Origin of the sequence: Carboxydocella sporoproducens DSM 16521 (genome assembly GCF_900167165.1) — a bacterium.
Lineage (GTDB): Bacteria > Bacillota.
The window spans coordinates 83,588-97,454 of the sequence record NZ_FUXM01000005.1; the positions used below are offsets into that span (position 1 = coordinate 83,588).

The 13,867-nt window shown below is 51.6% G+C and carries 15 protein-coding genes and 2 riboswitches; of the genes, 6 read left to right on the forward strand and 9 right to left on the reverse strand.

What is annotated here, in order from left to right:
* Positions 1-10: 10 nt before the first annotated feature.
* From B5D20_RS03560 to B5D20_RS03570, 3 genes are read right to left on the reverse strand one after another with little or no spacing between them, the layout of a single operon-like run.
* Positions 11-667 carry a class I SAM-dependent methyltransferase gene (locus B5D20_RS03560; protein WP_078664845.1) on the reverse strand — a complete coding sequence of 219 codons (657 nt, stop codon included), beginning with the start codon at positions 665-667 and terminating at the stop codon, positions 11-13.
* Positions 606-1,019: a gamma-glutamylcyclotransferase family protein gene (locus tag B5D20_RS03565; protein WP_078664846.1), complete on the reverse strand. Its 414-nt coding sequence runs from the start codon at positions 1,017-1,019 to the stop codon at positions 606-608. Before B5D20_RS03565 ends, B5D20_RS03560 begins: the two co-directional genes overlap by 62 nt.
* Positions 1,016-2,578, reverse strand: coding sequence for an alkaline phosphatase family protein (locus tag B5D20_RS03570; RefSeq protein ID WP_078664847.1), 1,563 nt, complete (start codon positions 2,576-2,578; stop codon positions 1,016-1,018). The genes B5D20_RS03565 and B5D20_RS03570 overlap by 4 nt, the downstream gene beginning before the upstream one ends.
* A 62-nt stretch (positions 2,579-2,640) precedes the next feature.
* Here B5D20_RS03570 and B5D20_RS03575 point away from each other — a divergent pair, with 62 nt between their 5' ends.
* Positions 2,641-3,690 carry a YkvI family membrane protein gene (locus B5D20_RS03575; RefSeq protein ID WP_078664848.1) on the forward strand — a complete coding sequence of 350 codons (1,050 nt, stop codon included), beginning with the start codon at positions 2,641-2,643 and terminating at the stop codon, positions 3,688-3,690.
* A 186-nt stretch (positions 3,691-3,876) separates the two neighbouring features.
* Here the strand turns inward: B5D20_RS03575 and B5D20_RS03580 are convergent, their stop codons facing one another.
* Both B5D20_RS03580 and B5D20_RS03585 read right to left on the reverse strand, forming a co-directional pair.
* The gene (locus B5D20_RS03580; RefSeq protein ID WP_078664849.1) at positions 3,877-4,875 is read right to left on the reverse strand and encodes a uroporphyrinogen decarboxylase family protein; all 999 of its coding nucleotides are present in this window, start codon (positions 4,873-4,875) and stop codon (positions 3,877-3,879) included.
* 13 nt (positions 4,876-4,888) lie between these two features.
* Positions 4,889-5,590, reverse strand: coding sequence for a cytochrome c biogenesis CcdA family protein (locus B5D20_RS03585; protein WP_078664850.1), 702 nt, complete (start codon positions 5,588-5,590; stop codon positions 4,889-4,891).
* Between the two features lie 116 nt (positions 5,591-5,706).
* Between B5D20_RS03585 and B5D20_RS03590 the strand changes: the two genes are divergently transcribed.
* From B5D20_RS03590 to B5D20_RS03610, 5 genes are all read left to right on the forward strand, one after another.
* The gene (locus B5D20_RS03590; RefSeq protein WP_078664851.1) at positions 5,707-6,510 is read left to right on the forward strand and encodes a hypothetical protein; all 804 of its coding nucleotides are present in this window, start codon (positions 5,707-5,709) and stop codon (positions 6,508-6,510) included.
* Between the two features lie 49 nt (positions 6,511-6,559).
* Positions 6,560-6,691, forward strand: a riboswitch (cyclic di-AMP (ydaO/yuaA leader).
* Positions 6,692-6,808: 117 nt separating this feature from the next.
* Positions 6,809-8,038, forward strand: coding sequence for a glutamate 2,3-aminomutase (gene eam / locus B5D20_RS03595; RefSeq protein WP_078664852.1), 1,230 nt, complete (start codon positions 6,809-6,811; stop codon positions 8,036-8,038).
* Positions 8,039-8,108: 70 nt separating this feature from the next.
* A riboswitch (SAM riboswitch) is annotated at positions 8,109-8,215 on the forward strand.
* 63 nt (positions 8,216-8,278) lie between these two features.
* Positions 8,279-9,307, forward strand: a complete 1,029-nt coding sequence (locus B5D20_RS03600) for a methionine ABC transporter ATP-binding protein (protein ID WP_078664853.1) — start codon at positions 8,279-8,281, stop codon at positions 9,305-9,307.
* On the forward strand, positions 9,297-9,956 hold the full coding sequence (locus tag B5D20_RS03605) for a methionine ABC transporter permease (RefSeq protein WP_078664854.1): 660 nt from the start codon (positions 9,297-9,299) through the stop codon (positions 9,954-9,956). The genes B5D20_RS03600 and B5D20_RS03605 overlap by 11 nt, the downstream gene beginning before the upstream one ends.
* A gap of 13 nt (positions 9,957-9,969) precedes the next feature.
* A complete protein-coding gene (locus B5D20_RS03610; RefSeq protein ID WP_078664855.1) occupies positions 9,970-10,812 on the forward strand; it encodes a MetQ/NlpA family ABC transporter substrate-binding protein in 843 nt (280 codons plus the stop codon).
* A gap of 33 nt (positions 10,813-10,845) precedes the next feature.
* Here the strand turns inward: B5D20_RS03610 and pyrE are convergent, their stop codons facing one another.
* The 4 genes from pyrE to B5D20_RS03630 are packed head-to-tail and all read right to left on the reverse strand — an operon-like array spanning position 10,846 to position 13,859.
* The gene (pyrE, locus tag B5D20_RS03615; RefSeq protein WP_078664856.1) at positions 10,846-11,427 is read right to left on the reverse strand and encodes an orotate phosphoribosyltransferase; all 582 of its coding nucleotides are present in this window, start codon (positions 11,425-11,427) and stop codon (positions 10,846-10,848) included.
* Positions 11,421-12,158 carry an orotidine-5'-phosphate decarboxylase gene (gene pyrF, locus B5D20_RS03620; RefSeq protein WP_078664857.1) on the reverse strand — a complete coding sequence of 246 codons (738 nt, stop codon included), beginning with the start codon at positions 12,156-12,158 and terminating at the stop codon, positions 11,421-11,423. Before pyrF ends, pyrE begins: the two co-directional genes overlap by 7 nt.
* On the reverse strand, positions 12,158-13,087 hold the full coding sequence (locus B5D20_RS03625; RefSeq protein ID WP_078664858.1) for a dihydroorotate dehydrogenase: 930 nt from the start codon (positions 13,085-13,087) through the stop codon (positions 12,158-12,160). The genes pyrF and B5D20_RS03625 overlap by 1 nt, the downstream gene beginning before the upstream one ends.
* Positions 13,080-13,859 (reverse strand): dihydroorotate dehydrogenase electron transfer subunit, encoded by a 780-nt coding sequence (locus B5D20_RS03630; RefSeq protein WP_078664859.1) that lies wholly within the window; start codon positions 13,857-13,859, stop codon positions 13,080-13,082. The genes B5D20_RS03625 and B5D20_RS03630 overlap by 8 nt, the downstream gene beginning before the upstream one ends.
* Positions 13,860-13,867 lie beyond the last annotated feature (8 nt).

Here is a 13,867-nt window from a genome sequence, read left to right on the forward strand (position 1 = left end):
GGTGCGCCTTTTATTTTTGCAGCTGAAAAATTTTGATTTTATAAGTATAGCCCCCCTGCTCCACTGGCCAGATTTGCTGCTCGACCTGCCAGCCCTGCTGCTCCAAAAACTGCAAAAATCGCAGGGCATCCACCCGGCCATATTCAGCAATAACCAGTTTCCCCCCTGGTAGCAAATTGTTATTAAAGATTTGCTCCAGATACGGATGATTTAGCGGCTGATAGATAAAATCGGAACCGGTAATTATATGGAACTTTTCCTGGATGTTAAATTGACGCCAGTCTGCCACTTGCTGAACCATATTAGCTGCCGCCCCGTTCTTGAGGGCATTCTGACGGGCCAGCTCCACGGCGGCAGGAATATAGTCAGTTTGGATAACCCATGCCCCTTTGAGAGCCGCCACAATTCCAGGCAACCCCAGGCCTGCCCCAAGCTCCAGTACCTTTTTACCGGTCAAATCCTCCCCCTGCCAGTACCAGCGGGCCAGGGCCAGGGCCGAAGGCCACAACTCCACCCAAACGGGAGATTCTCCATCCGGCAGGGTATGGGGTAAAATTTCTTCACTATTGGCCACTACAGTAAAATTAAGGACTTTGCCGCCCAGATCAATTTCCAGTTCCCGGGTTTTGATCACCGGCCCAATCTGAGTGCCAGGGTTGCTGTTCATATGGCACCTCCCATTCCTGTCGAACCGGTCCGGTCCAGACGTAGATATATACCTCCTGCTGATCCACTGTTCTGGTTTTTTGTCGGATATATAAGCCACTATGGGTATCTGGATCGTAATCTTCCAGTTCATCCAGTTCCCGCAGCAGCTCTTCATCAACCCAGTAGATCTCCCCTTTGATTTTGCCTGCTTCATCCGGTACTGCTCCCGGATAGGCTGGTGTTACCTGATAAAGGGCATAGCCCCATACCTCAGCCGCCACCGGACCAGCCAGTGCCCTGTGCAATAGCCTGTGATTGGACTGGCCTTTCAGCAATGTACCATAAACGAATACTTTAATTCCCTGGTTCAATTGTGACCCTCCTCATTCACTAAATAATCAGGATAAGGTATGCCAAAATATTTCAGTAGCCAGGGTACCAGATCAACCAGCCGGGGATGTTCCTTCTGCCATTCAGCGCCACAGACAATCAACGGTACCAGGGAATCGACGGCATGTAGAGAACCATGGCTGCCAAAGCCCAGATGCAAAGGTGACCCCAGGCCACCAAATTCATAACCCGGCGCAGCAGTAATGACCACATCCCCGGCATTGCGGGATCGCAGCAGGGCCGAAATACGGCGAAAAGCATCGGGATAATGGCCGAACTTCAGATACTGCCCTTCCACCCTGGCATCGATAGCGGACAGGTCTCCTTCCCAGTGCCAGCTATTACCGTAAAGATCTCGGCCAGTGCCTCCTTTAACAAACCAGAGAGCCCGATTACCATTTTTGATCCAGAATTTGGTCATCCCCTGCCATTCCTCTTTCCAGAGAATCAGATCAATGCGGCTATCCCCTTCCAGGAGCTCCAGCAGTTTTTGCATGACCCGGGCCCGTTTCAGGGGCTTACGACGCAGGATATAGATATGGGCCGCCCGTTCATTGGGAGCAATGGCAATATCCTTCCCAGGCAATGCCAGTTTGCGACCCAGGGGAACCTGTTTCAGAGGAGCCAGCAAAGCGGGCAAGTCAATAATAGCTTCCGGACTGTTTAATATCCTGCTTTGGCTGTGGTCTCCCGTTACGATAAATACCGTTTCAGCCAGAGCCTGTTCCCAGCTGGGATAGGCATCCAGAATTTTACAAATCTGCCGATCGGCCCGCATCAGGCTCTCATAGGCAGTCAGGGGATCATGGCGATGACAGTATCCATCATTATCGGGCAAATAGACCAGCATCAAGGGCGGCTGATGCCCATGGCTGATCAGATAGCTGGTCACTGTCCCGGAAAATTCATCATTAACACCGAATTTATTCAGCGGCCCGGCCGGAGCCCAGAATTCATCATCTTTAAACAACCTGGCCGGACGGCAGATTTCGCCCAGTACCAGCAGACTGGGCCCCATTAACCTGCCAGCCAGGCGAAATCTGGTCAGGAGGTTAATCAGCCAGGGAATTCTGGTTTCAAAAACCTGGCGGCCGCGAAAAATGTAGAAATTTATGGCCGCAGTCGTTAATCCCTGATCTTCCAGCAGCTCATACACAGTTTTTATTCTTCGGCTTAACTGCCGCCCATTGAGGTTAAAGATAAGGTCCTGCATCACTGTAGGCAGGCCCAATTTCCAGATAGCCGTAAAACTGGCGCCATAGTTAATCATCCGCTTCTCCCAGCGGCTGAACCAGACAAATCCGGGAACCTGGTGTAAATCCGGGTAGGTACCAGTAACAATGGAACTGGTACAGGTAGGGGTCATGGTGGGGAAAACACTGACACAATCGTAAAAAATCCGTCCCCGCCTGACCAGAAACTCCAGTCCTGGAACCATTCCCTGCTCCAGGCAATCCCTGACCACAGCCGGATTGAGGGAGTCAATAATAATCAATATCACCTTTTTCTGTTTACTGACAGAAACAGGTATGGATTGCATCTTCTTCTCCCCTATCCCTCCTGCATATATTTTAATTGTACACTGAAGCAGGAGGTAAGTGCATGGTTAAAAAAGAAAATTTTTCTACCTGGCAAATTGCCGCCACCTATATTGGTACCATGGTAGGTGCAGGATTTGCCTCCGGTCAGGAAACCCTGCAGTTTTTTTCTTCCTACGGCACCCAGGGCCTCTGGGGCATTTTACTGGCCACTTTCGGCTTTGGCTTTTTTGGTATGCTGGTCATGCGCTTTGCCTGGCAAATTAATGCCAGCAGCCACGCTGCTCTCTTTCGTCTGCTGTTTGGCCCCCTGCTGGGTAGTTTTCTCGACTGGCTGCTCAATGCCTTTCTTTTTTCCACCCTGCTAATCATGCTTGCAGCTTCCGGAGCTGTCTTTGAAGAACATCTGGGCCTGTCCCGTTGGTGGGGAATTCTTCTGGCTGCCTTGCTCGCCTTGCTGGTTCTCTTTTTTGGTGTTCGCGGCATCCTGGCCGCCAATGCCTGGCTGGTGCCCCTCTTGATCCTTATGGTTCTGGGGATCAGCCTTTATTCCCTCTTTTATCACGGCCTGAGCTGGGAAGTAATGGCCCAACCTCCCGCCAGCCCAGGAGTAGCGCCCCACTGGCTGCTGGCTTCCCTTTTATACCTCTCCTATAATCTGATTTTATCTGCCACTATTTTAGCCCCTTTGGGTGGCCAAAGTCAAAAAAGCAGCCCCCTTTATCTGGGAGCCTGGCTGGGTGCGCTCGGGATAGGCTTGCTTACTGTTTTGATTGCCCTGGTGGTGCTGGTTCATTTTCCCCAGATCCTGGACTTCGAAATCCCTATCCTGTATATTGTCAAGCCACACCCATTTTTTATCCGCCTGATTGTTATCCTGGTGCTGTGGACCGAAATCTTCACTACCATGATTGCCAATCTCTTTGGTCTGGCTGTCCGTTTACAGGATAAATGGGGTAAACCTCCCCTCTTCTGGTCTTTCATCCTGCTGGCCGCAGCCATTCTCTTTTCCCACTATCCTTTCAGCTTACTGGTAGAAACCCTCTATCCCCTGCTAGGGTATGCAGGACTTGCTTTTCTGCTGGCCCTATCCTATCATTTTCTGAAAAATTAAATTTTTTGCCAACCTCTTGCCAAAAGAGCAAATAAGTGTTATCATTACTGTGTCGAGGTTAAGTGAACACCTTCACTATCACTTGCCTCCGCAACGCTATTTCTCCCTTCTTACCTCCCATAACTCATATATTTTCTTGTAATGTTTTTAAAGGCAGGGTGATCGGAAATTGGCCCTGCCCCTTTTTTATCTCTTGCTTAATAAATCCAGATACTCCTTCCTGGTTCTACGGGTTAACCCGCTGCTGGTGGCGAGAATATGCCCACCCGGCAATGTGCGACCAGCAGCACAGACCTTCGCCAGCCTTTGTTCAAATTCCTTCGGGCTGATATTCCCTTCCAGCCAGCCTGGATCCAGATTACCCATCACCAGCAGGTTCCCTAGCAACTTGACCAGTTCCGCATCGCCCAGATCCTGGCCACAGGCCCACTCCAGTCCCTGTATGCCCCGTAAGCGGGTACGGGTCAGGGCTGGCAAGATGGAACGCAAGTCCCCATCACAATGCAATAATACCGGTATACCATCCTTTTCTAACTCCCGGGCCAGGAAATCATAAACAGGAAACAGAGCTACCGCCAGAATATGGCCTGGTACTACCGGGCCCAGTTGATTGGCAAAATCATCGGCGATTATTATCCCCTGGGCCCCGGCCTGAATGGCCAGCCGGGCCAGTTCCAGCTGGTATTCCCCCAGGGCCTGCCAGAACTGCCCCATCTTCTCCGTATTGTTTTCACAGGCATTGAGGAAAGCGGTATACTCCACCAGCGTACTGGCCAGCTGATATGGGCCATCCAGCAGGGCAAAGACAAACAGGTCACTCTCCTGCCGCCAGCGCCTGAAATAACCGTAATCGTATGCAGTCGCTTCCGGCCAGTTAATGGTAGTTTCCCAGCGCAAAAAATCCACCGCCGGTTCCACATAAAGGGGGCAATCTTCCCACCAGAAGAAAAAACGTCCCCATTCATCCAGCCAGATTCTTCTGCCTTCGATTTCCAGCCCGGTATCCTGAGGCGCTGGCCGCTCCGGCCCTTCCACGACCAGGAAAGCGCCGTACTGTTGCCAGAACTGACTTTTCTCTTCCCAGGTGGAACCGGTTAGGTCAGCAGGAGCCAGCAGTTCTCCCCAGGGAGTTACTTCTGGTTTGAGTCCTTGTAACACCTGGAAAACTATTTCCCTCTTTTCCATCCTCTCACCCCGTCTAGATGGCCAACCAGGAAAAATATCCGGCAATCAGCCCCAGTTTATTGGTAAAAATCAGGATCCCCAGGATGATCATAATCACCCCGGCCACCAGGGAAACCACGGGCAAAAACCTGGCCATCCTGTTTAATGCCGACTGAAATTTGTCAACAGCCAGGGCAGTAACCAGAAAAGGTAAACCCAGTCCCAGAGAATAAAGGGAAAGTAAATAAATGCCTTTATTGACAGTAGCCTCCGTACTGGCATAAAGCAAGATAGACGAAAGGATAGGCCCCACACAGGGAGTCCAGCCGGCCGCAAAGGCCAGGCCCAGCAAAAAAGCCCCTAATCCACCAGCCCGGGGAGTGGCCTGCCAGCGCACTTCCCGGTAGAACATCTCCAGTGGCAGCAGCCCTGTCATAAACAGGCCAAAAATGATAATCAATGCCCCGCTTATTCGGCGTAATATGTCTTTATATTGCAACAGTAGTTTGCCCACTGCACTGGCAGATGCTCCCAGCAAAATGAAAAGCAATGAAAAACCTAGAATAAACAAAAGCGCCCTGGTTAAAAGTCTGAGCCGTTTCCCCTCGGCAAGAGTGGCATTTTGGGTACTGCCAGCCAGATAAGCTACATAGGCGGGAATCAAAGGTAATACACAGGGTGAAGCAAAGGAAACTACACCAGCGGCAAAAGCCAGCCAACCCGATACATTGGTCAAGATTAACACCCCTTCGCTCAAGTTTTCTATCTAATTATACCAGAAAAATTGCAAAAAGGCATTGACTTTTTGACCATTCCTGATGTATATAGAATGATTGGAAAGGAGGAGTGAAGATGGAACGAAACCAGAAGTACCAGCAGCAAAAATCCATTATCCTTAAGCACCTGCAGGCCAGCGAGGCTGAGTGGCAGGATTGGCGCTGGCATCTGGCTAACCGCATCTCCAGTCCTCTTGACCTGGCTCATTTTCTCCCTTTAACTGAAAAGGAAATTTCTCTGCTTAGAAATGCTTCAGCCCATAGACGCTGGGCCATCACCCCTCATTACCTGGCAGCCATTGACTGGGAACAGCCTGATGACCCACTCAAATTGCAAGTTCTGCCCTGGCGGGACAAAACCGTGGCTGGCTGTCCTGTCGGGCTGGATAAAAAAGAGACCAGGTATCTGCTGACAGTAACCAATCAGTGTGCCATCTATTGCAGCTATTGTACCCTGACCTGTCAGCAGGGCTTGATTGAACGGCATCTGGCTCTAGATTTGTTACAATCTACCCTTAATGCTCTGGCTCAGCAGAAGAAAATCCGGGAAATAGTACTGGTTGGCGGTGATGCCCTCTTGCTTTCTGAGCGCCGCCTGGAATGGTTGTTAAGGGAAATCAGGAAAATAAGCCATATCCGCTCTGTCGGCATCGTTACTAGAACCCCGGCAGTCTTACCCCAGCGCATTACTGCTGGACTCTGCCAGGTCCTGAACCAGTCAGGCCCAATCAATATCTTTACCCGGATTAACCATCCGCGCGAGTTGACTCTGGCAACCCAGCAAGCGCTAAAAGATCTAGTAGCTGCAGGTGCTATTATAATCAATCAACCTGTAGCCATGACTATCGCTCAGCGGACAGACTTGTCTGTCGCCAACTAATTACATTGACAATTCACTTTGTTTAAGATATACTAATATTAAAAAATTGAATAGGATAACGCTGAATCTTCCTGATGGAAGAGCGGGGGAACCACTTTTTCGGGGTGAATCGCCTTTTGGCGTAGGGCTAGCTATCGGCCCGAATCCGTCAGCTAACTTCGTAAGCGTTGATAGAGGTTTTCAGCCACCGTCAGTACTGACAGGTGGTTTAGATAGCTTTTGTCTGCGCCAAAAACCCCGCTAATTACGGGGTTTTTTATTTTACATTTTTTACATTTTTAGAAGAGGAGGGATAATTATGTTACAGCTGGATACCAGGTTGTCCATTTCCCTGTCCAGAGCCAGTGAGCTAAAGGATACCATCCAGGATTATCTGAAAATAAAAGACCATATTCCAACCGGGTTCACTACTTTTGAACAATTCCTTCAGCAAAAGGAACGTATCCTGACAGCATTTCAAGCTTCAGAACATAACTGGCAGGACTGGAAATGGCAAATCAGTAACCGTATTACTACAGCGGAGCAACTGGCGCAATTTATTCCTTTATCCGAAAAAAAGATAGCTGATTTAAACACCATTGGAAAAAGGTTTCGCTGGGCCATTTCACCATATTACCTGGCTGTAATGGACTGGAACAACCCCGATGATCCGGTGCGTCTGCAAGCCATCCCTCAAATCCAGGAACTGCAGGATGAAAAAGGAGAACTTGATCCCATGGGTGAAGAATACTCTTCCCCTGCTCCCGGCATTACCAGGCGTTATCCTGATCGATTAATTATCAATGTTACCAACCAGTGTGCCATGTACTGCCGGCATTGCCAGCGAAGACGCAATATCGGTACAATCGATCGCCATCTGGCCCTGGATCAGCTGGAACAGGCCCTGGATTACATTCGGAAAAACCCGGAAATCCGGGATGTGCTGATTACCGGCGGTGATGCCCTGTTGCTTTCCGATTCCCGTCTGGACTGGTTATTAACCGAGCTGGATCGGATTCCCCATGTGGAAATCAAGCGCATCGGCACCAGGGCACTGGTAACCCTGCCCCAGCGCATTACTCCAGAGCTGGCCGCTATATTAGAAAAGCATCCGCCTATATATATAAATACCCAGTTCAACCATCCCCGAGAGGTCACCCCTGAAGCTAAACAGGCCATTGACCGCCTGATTAAGGCCGGAGTGGTGCTGGGCAACCAGGCCGTGTTATTAAGGGGTATTAATGATAATCCTCATGTCATGAAAAAGCTGAACCAGGAGTTACTCAAGGTTCGAATCCGTCCCTATTATATCTTCCATCCCAAAAAAGTACTGGGTACAGCTCACTTCAGTGTCCCCATTACCACAGGAATAAAAATTATTGACCAATTGCGAGGCCAAACATCTGGCCTGGCAGTTCCCCAGTATATCGTAAACGCACCAGGTGGTCTTGGTAAAATCCCCGTTAGTCCTGACTACGCTAAAGTAATAGCCAAAGATCATGCCATTTTACGTACCTGGGAAAATAAATTAATAAAAATTGAGTTTTAACTCTTGACACTTCCTGTAATACCTGATAATTTATTTATCGTTGGCTTACGATAAACGCATAGGGATAAGACTCTTATCCAGAGAGGTGGAGGGACTGGCCCGATGAAACCCGGCAACAGCCGTCTATGAGACGGAAATGTGCCAATTCCTGCAGGCAAACTGCCTGAGAGATAAGAGAGGTAACCTGTATAAAAAGGCACCTCTCGGGTGCCTTTAATTTTTAGCACAGGAGAGGTAGCAATGATCAGAATTACTGAACTAAGTAAAGTTTTTCAAGGCCCCAATGGACCGGTACAGGCCCTGAAAAATATTAACCTGTCTGTATCCAAAGGGGAAATCGCCGGCATCATCGGTTACAGCGGTGCCGGCAAAAGTACACTCATCCGCTGTGTCAACCTGCTGGAAACTCCGACTTCAGGTACCATTGTCGTCGATGGACAGGAGATTACCAGCTTGCGGGGTGAACAGCTGCGCCAGGCCCGGCGCAAAATGGGCATGATTTTTCAGCATTTTAACTTACTTTCTTCTCGTACCGTGCGGGAAAATATCGCCTTCCCCCTGGAAATCGCCGGTGTACCCCGGGCGGAAATCAAAAAGCGCGTCGATGAATTGCTGGAGCTGGTTGGCTTGACCGATCGGGCCGACAACTATCCGGCCCAGCTCAGTGGAGGCCAAAAACAGCGGGTTGGCATCGCCAGGGCTCTGGCCAGCAATCCCAGTGTCCTGTTATGCGATGAGGCAACCTCAGCCTTAGACCCTGCCACCACCCGGTCTATCCTGCAATTATTGCTGGATATCAATCAGCAGCTGGGACTGACCATTTTACTTATCACCCATGAAATGGATGTGATCAAGGAAATCTGTGATACCGTCTATGTCATGGAAGCTGGAGAAATTATCGAATCCGGCCCGGTACTGGATGTGTTTGCCCACCCCACCCGGGAGACCACCAGAGCCTTTATCGAAAGCCTGTATCAGCTGGACCTGCCATCAGACTTCTACCGGCAGATTGTCCACCGGCCCGGTTTTCACCGCCTGGTTCGGCTTGTCTTTACCGGCGTCAATGCCGCTGAACCGATAGTGGCCACCCTGGGGCAAAAATTCGCTGTAACAGTAAATATCATGGCCGGCAATATCGACTATATCAAGGGACAACCCCTGGGCATCCTGACTCTGGACATCAGCGGTGACTCCCTGGAAGTGGAAAAGGCCCTTAGCTACTTACACACAACCGGGCTAAAGGTGGAGGTGCTGGAATATGAGTTCTAATGAATTGCAACTGCTCTGGGTAGGCCTGGGGGAAACCCTGTATATGACCGGCATCGCTATGGTACTATCCTATATCTTTGGTTTGCCCTTGGGAGTAATCCTGGTAACAACTGAAAAAGGACACATCTGGGAAAGCCCTCTCCTCAACCGGACTCTGGGAGCTATCGTCAATGCCACCCGCTCCATCCCTTTTATTATCCTGCTGGTGGCAGTTATCCCTCTGACCCGGTTACTGGTGGGAACATCTATTGGCACTACTGCTGCCACAGTGCCCCTGGTCATTGGTGCTGTTCCTTTTGTCGGCCGGATGGTCGAAACATCTCTCAAAGAAGTGGACCGCGGCCTGGTGGAAGCAGCTTTAGCCATGGGAGCAACCCCGCTCCAGATAATTTTTAAAGTCCTGTTGCCAGAATCCATCCCTTCACTGATTCTGGGTGCCACCATTACAGCCATTACCCTCATCGGTTATTCAGCCATGGCTGGTTTTGTCGGCGGCGGCGGTCTGGGAGACCTGGCGGTCAAATACGGATATTATCGCTATAAGACCGAGATCATGCTGGCCACCATCGCGGTGCTGGTTATTCTGGTCCAAGTCATTCAAAGTTTTGGCAACTATCTTGCCAAGCTATACAATAAAAAACATAAATAAGGAGGTAACAAAAATGTTCAAACGCAAAGCTCTGACTCTCATCACCGGTCTGGCCCTGCTGGCAGGATTAATCAGCGGCTGTGGCGGCCAGCAGGAAAAGGCAGCTGAACAACCCGCTGCCAAAGAAACAGTAGTACTTAAAGTAGGTGCCACCCCCGTTCCCCACAAGGAAATTCTGGAAGCAGCCAAGCCGCTGCTGGAGAAAAAAGGCATCAAGCTGGAAATTGTGGAGTTTACTGACTACATCTTGCCTAACAAAGCCCTGGCTAATGGTGAATTGGATGCCAATTACTTCCAGCACGTCCCCTATCTGGAGGACTTCAGTAAGGAAAACAAGCTGGATCTGACTTATACCGTCAAAGTTCACTTCGAGCCGATGGGTATCTACCCCGGTAAAGTCAAAGACCTGGCTCAACTGCCGGAAAAGGCCAAAATCGCAGTGCCCAATGACCCCACCAATGAAGCCCGGGCTCTGCTCCTGCTGGAAAAGGCCGGTCTGATCAAAGTCAAGCCCGGAGTAGGCTTAAAGGCCACCAAACAGGACATTATCGAAAACCCCAAACAGCTGGAAATCCAGGAACTGGATGCCGCCCAGATTCCCCGTTCCCTGCCTGATGTGGATCTGGCAGTCATCAATGGTAACTATGCTGTCGAGGCCGGTTTGAACGCCGGTAAGGATGCCCTGGTTTCTGAAGACAAAAACAGTGAGGCTGCCCAAACCTTTGGCAATATTATCGCTGTTCGTAAAGGAGACGAGAACAAGGAAGCTATCAAGGCTCTGGGTGAAGTCCTGCTCAGCCCGGAAATCAAGAAATTCATTGAAGAGAAGTATCAGGGAGCAGTTCTGCCCCTGTAAAGGAAAAGAGGTCCCAAATCCGGGACCTCTCTCTCATTTTAAACCCCGCGAACCCGGTTTGACTGCCGGTTCCCCGGCCTGGCAAAGGGGACAGACTTCCGGTTCCCAGGCCACTGCTGCCACAGTTAGTGCCTTGTAGAGGGGTACGCCAAAATCAGCCCTGCCGTTACTGCGGTCCACCAGAACGGCTACCCCTACCACTTCTCCTCCTGCCGCTTTGACCACATCAATAACCTCTTGAACAGAACCGCCGGTGGTGATAACATCTTCTACCACCAGCACCCGTTCTCCCGGCCTGATGCTGAAATTGCGGCGCAACCGCATTTTCCCCTCTTCCCGTTCCGTGAACAGAGCCCGTTTGCCCAGCTGCCGTCCGATTTCATAAGCTACGATCACTCCACCCATAGCCGGTCCTACTACCACATCTATTTCCGGTTCTTCCCCCAGTTGTTCCACCAGACTGGCACAGATCATGCGGGTATATTCAGGGTATTGTAAAACCTGGGCGCATTGCAGGTAGCGGTCACTGTGTTTTCCTGAGGTCAGCAAAAAATGTCCCTGCAGTAAAGCACCACATTTCTCGAAAATGGCAATCACATCAGCCTGACTTAACATCTCATCTTACCTCCCTCTGCTAGAACCTCAGCCATTTCCTCTGCCACCCGGCGTGCTGCCTCGCGAGGATCAGCACTGCCGGTAATCGGCCGTCCTACCACCAGATAATGGGCCCCTGCCCGCAGAGCCTGGGCCGGGGTCATGATGCGCTGCTGGTCCCCTGCTGCCGCCCAAAGAGGACGGATGCCGGGGATAACAGTAACGAACTCAGGGCCACAGGCTTGCTGTATTAAAGGCAGTTCCCGGGAAGAAGCTACCACGCCATCCAGGCCGCATTGCCTGGCCAGGCGGGCCCAGGCCTGGACGCGCTGGCCGATTTCCTCTTTTTGCCCCAGAGTGGCTTCCCATTCGCTCTGGCTAAAACTGGTCAGGACGGTAACCGCCAGCAACAGTGGCCGCTTGCCTGCTACTGCACCGGCCTGAGCCCCGGCCAGAGCTGCTTTCAGCATGATTGGTCCCCCGGCGGCATGGACATTGAACATCTCCACCCCATAGCTGGCCAGAACCCGGCTGGCCTGTTCCACAGTATTGGGAATATCATGCAGTTTCAGGTCGAGAAAGACTCTGAGGTTATTCTGGCGAAACCAGCTGAGCAACTCAGGGCCACAGCTATAATAAAGCTGCATCCCCACTTTGTACATACCTACATAGTCGGCAGTGAGGCTGACCAGGCGCTGGGCTTCCGCCAGTGTATCTACATCCAGGGCCAGAATCAGTTTTTCCACGGCCATTATTCCTCCTTCCTGTGGGCGGCCCCGATGAGTTCACCCAAATCCCTGACCCCTTCCCGGCGGCAGAACTCCTCGATTTCCGCCAGGATCCGCCAGGGAGCCCGGGGGTCCACCAGGGTAGCAGTACCGATGCTGACCGCACTGGCACCGGCCAGGAAAAATTCGATGGCATCCTCCCCGCTCATAATACCTCCGCCACCGAGCAGAGGCATTTCCGGTAAAGCCTGATGAACCTGCCAGACACAGCGCAAAGCCACCGGCTTGATGGCCGGTCCGGCCAGACCCCCAAAAATATTGGCCAGTACCGGCCGTCGGCGCCGGATATCAATGGCCATTCCCTGCAAGGTATTGATCAGGGAAAGGGCATCAGCCCCTGCTTCAGCAGCAGCCCGGGCTAGAGCCACGATGTCCGTTACATTGGGGGTAAGTTTGATTATCACCGGTTTGGTGGTATGGGCTTTAACCGTTCTGGTTACCTCGGCCAGGGCTTCAGCCTGGGTGCCGAACATAATGCCCCCCTGTTTGACATTGGGACAACTGACATTGACTTCAATAGCTGCAATCACCGCTTCTCCCTCCAGGCGGGCAGCCAGCTCCCCGTACTCCTCTACTGTATTGCCGGAAATATTGGCCAGAAAAGAGCATTGAAAAGCAGTGAGCCGAGGCAGGACATCCCGGCACAATCCTTCTATCCCCGGGTTTTCCAGTCCGATAGCGTTGAGAACCCCGGCCGGTGTTTCTGCCAGACGGGGAGTTGGATTGCCTGCTCTGGGAGTAAGGGTAGTGCCTTTCAGGATTACTCCCCCCAGCTGGTTCAAATCTCCGAAAGGAGTGAGTTCCAGCCCGAAGCCGCAGGTACCGGAAGCTGTCAGTACCGGATTGGCCAGCTGCAAAGCCCCCAGGCTGGTAGTGAGGTTGGGCTCAGTCATTCAGCACCACCTCCTCGATGGCAAAGACCGGCCCTTCCTTACAGACCTTTTTGCCACCACAGTCACAGCCCAGGCAGATGCCAATGCCACAGGCCATAGTCTCTTCCAGGGAAACCTGTCCGGCCATACCATATTGCCGGGCTAGTTTAACTACCGCTTTAAGCATGGGCAAAGGACCACAGGCATAGAGATAGTCCGGCCTTTCCCGTTCTAGATAAACTGCCAGCTCCTCGGTAACCAGGCCCTGCCGACCGACGGAACCATCTTCAGTGCTAATATGTACCGGAATGCCCAGAGCAGCGATGGGTTCCACCCCTACCAGATGGGCCTCGCTTCTGGCGCCGGTGAAAAAGCGGCTTTCCAGCTCAAACTGGGCCAGCACCTGGGCAATGGGCAGCAATGGAGCATTGCCAATTCCTCCTCCCACCAGCACTGCCTTGTTAACCTCAGGAGGCAGACGAAAGCCCCGGCCTAGCGGGCCCAGCAGGCTTAAAGTTTCCCCGGGTCTACGCTGCCATAACCAGGTTGTTCCCTTACCCCGTAGCTGGTAGAGCAGCTGGATCTGCCCATCATCGGCGAGGATATTATGCAAGCTCAAGGGCCGGCGCAGCAGGGGATCCAGACTCCCCTGCTCCCGGCAAGCTACCATGACAAATTGTCCCGGTTTGGCATACATGGCGATTTCCGGTACTTCTATGGTTAAAAGACTGTAATAATCATTGAGATGGCGGTGTTCCAGGATTTTCCCGTTATATACTCCGGTCCCGGCCACTGGACTGA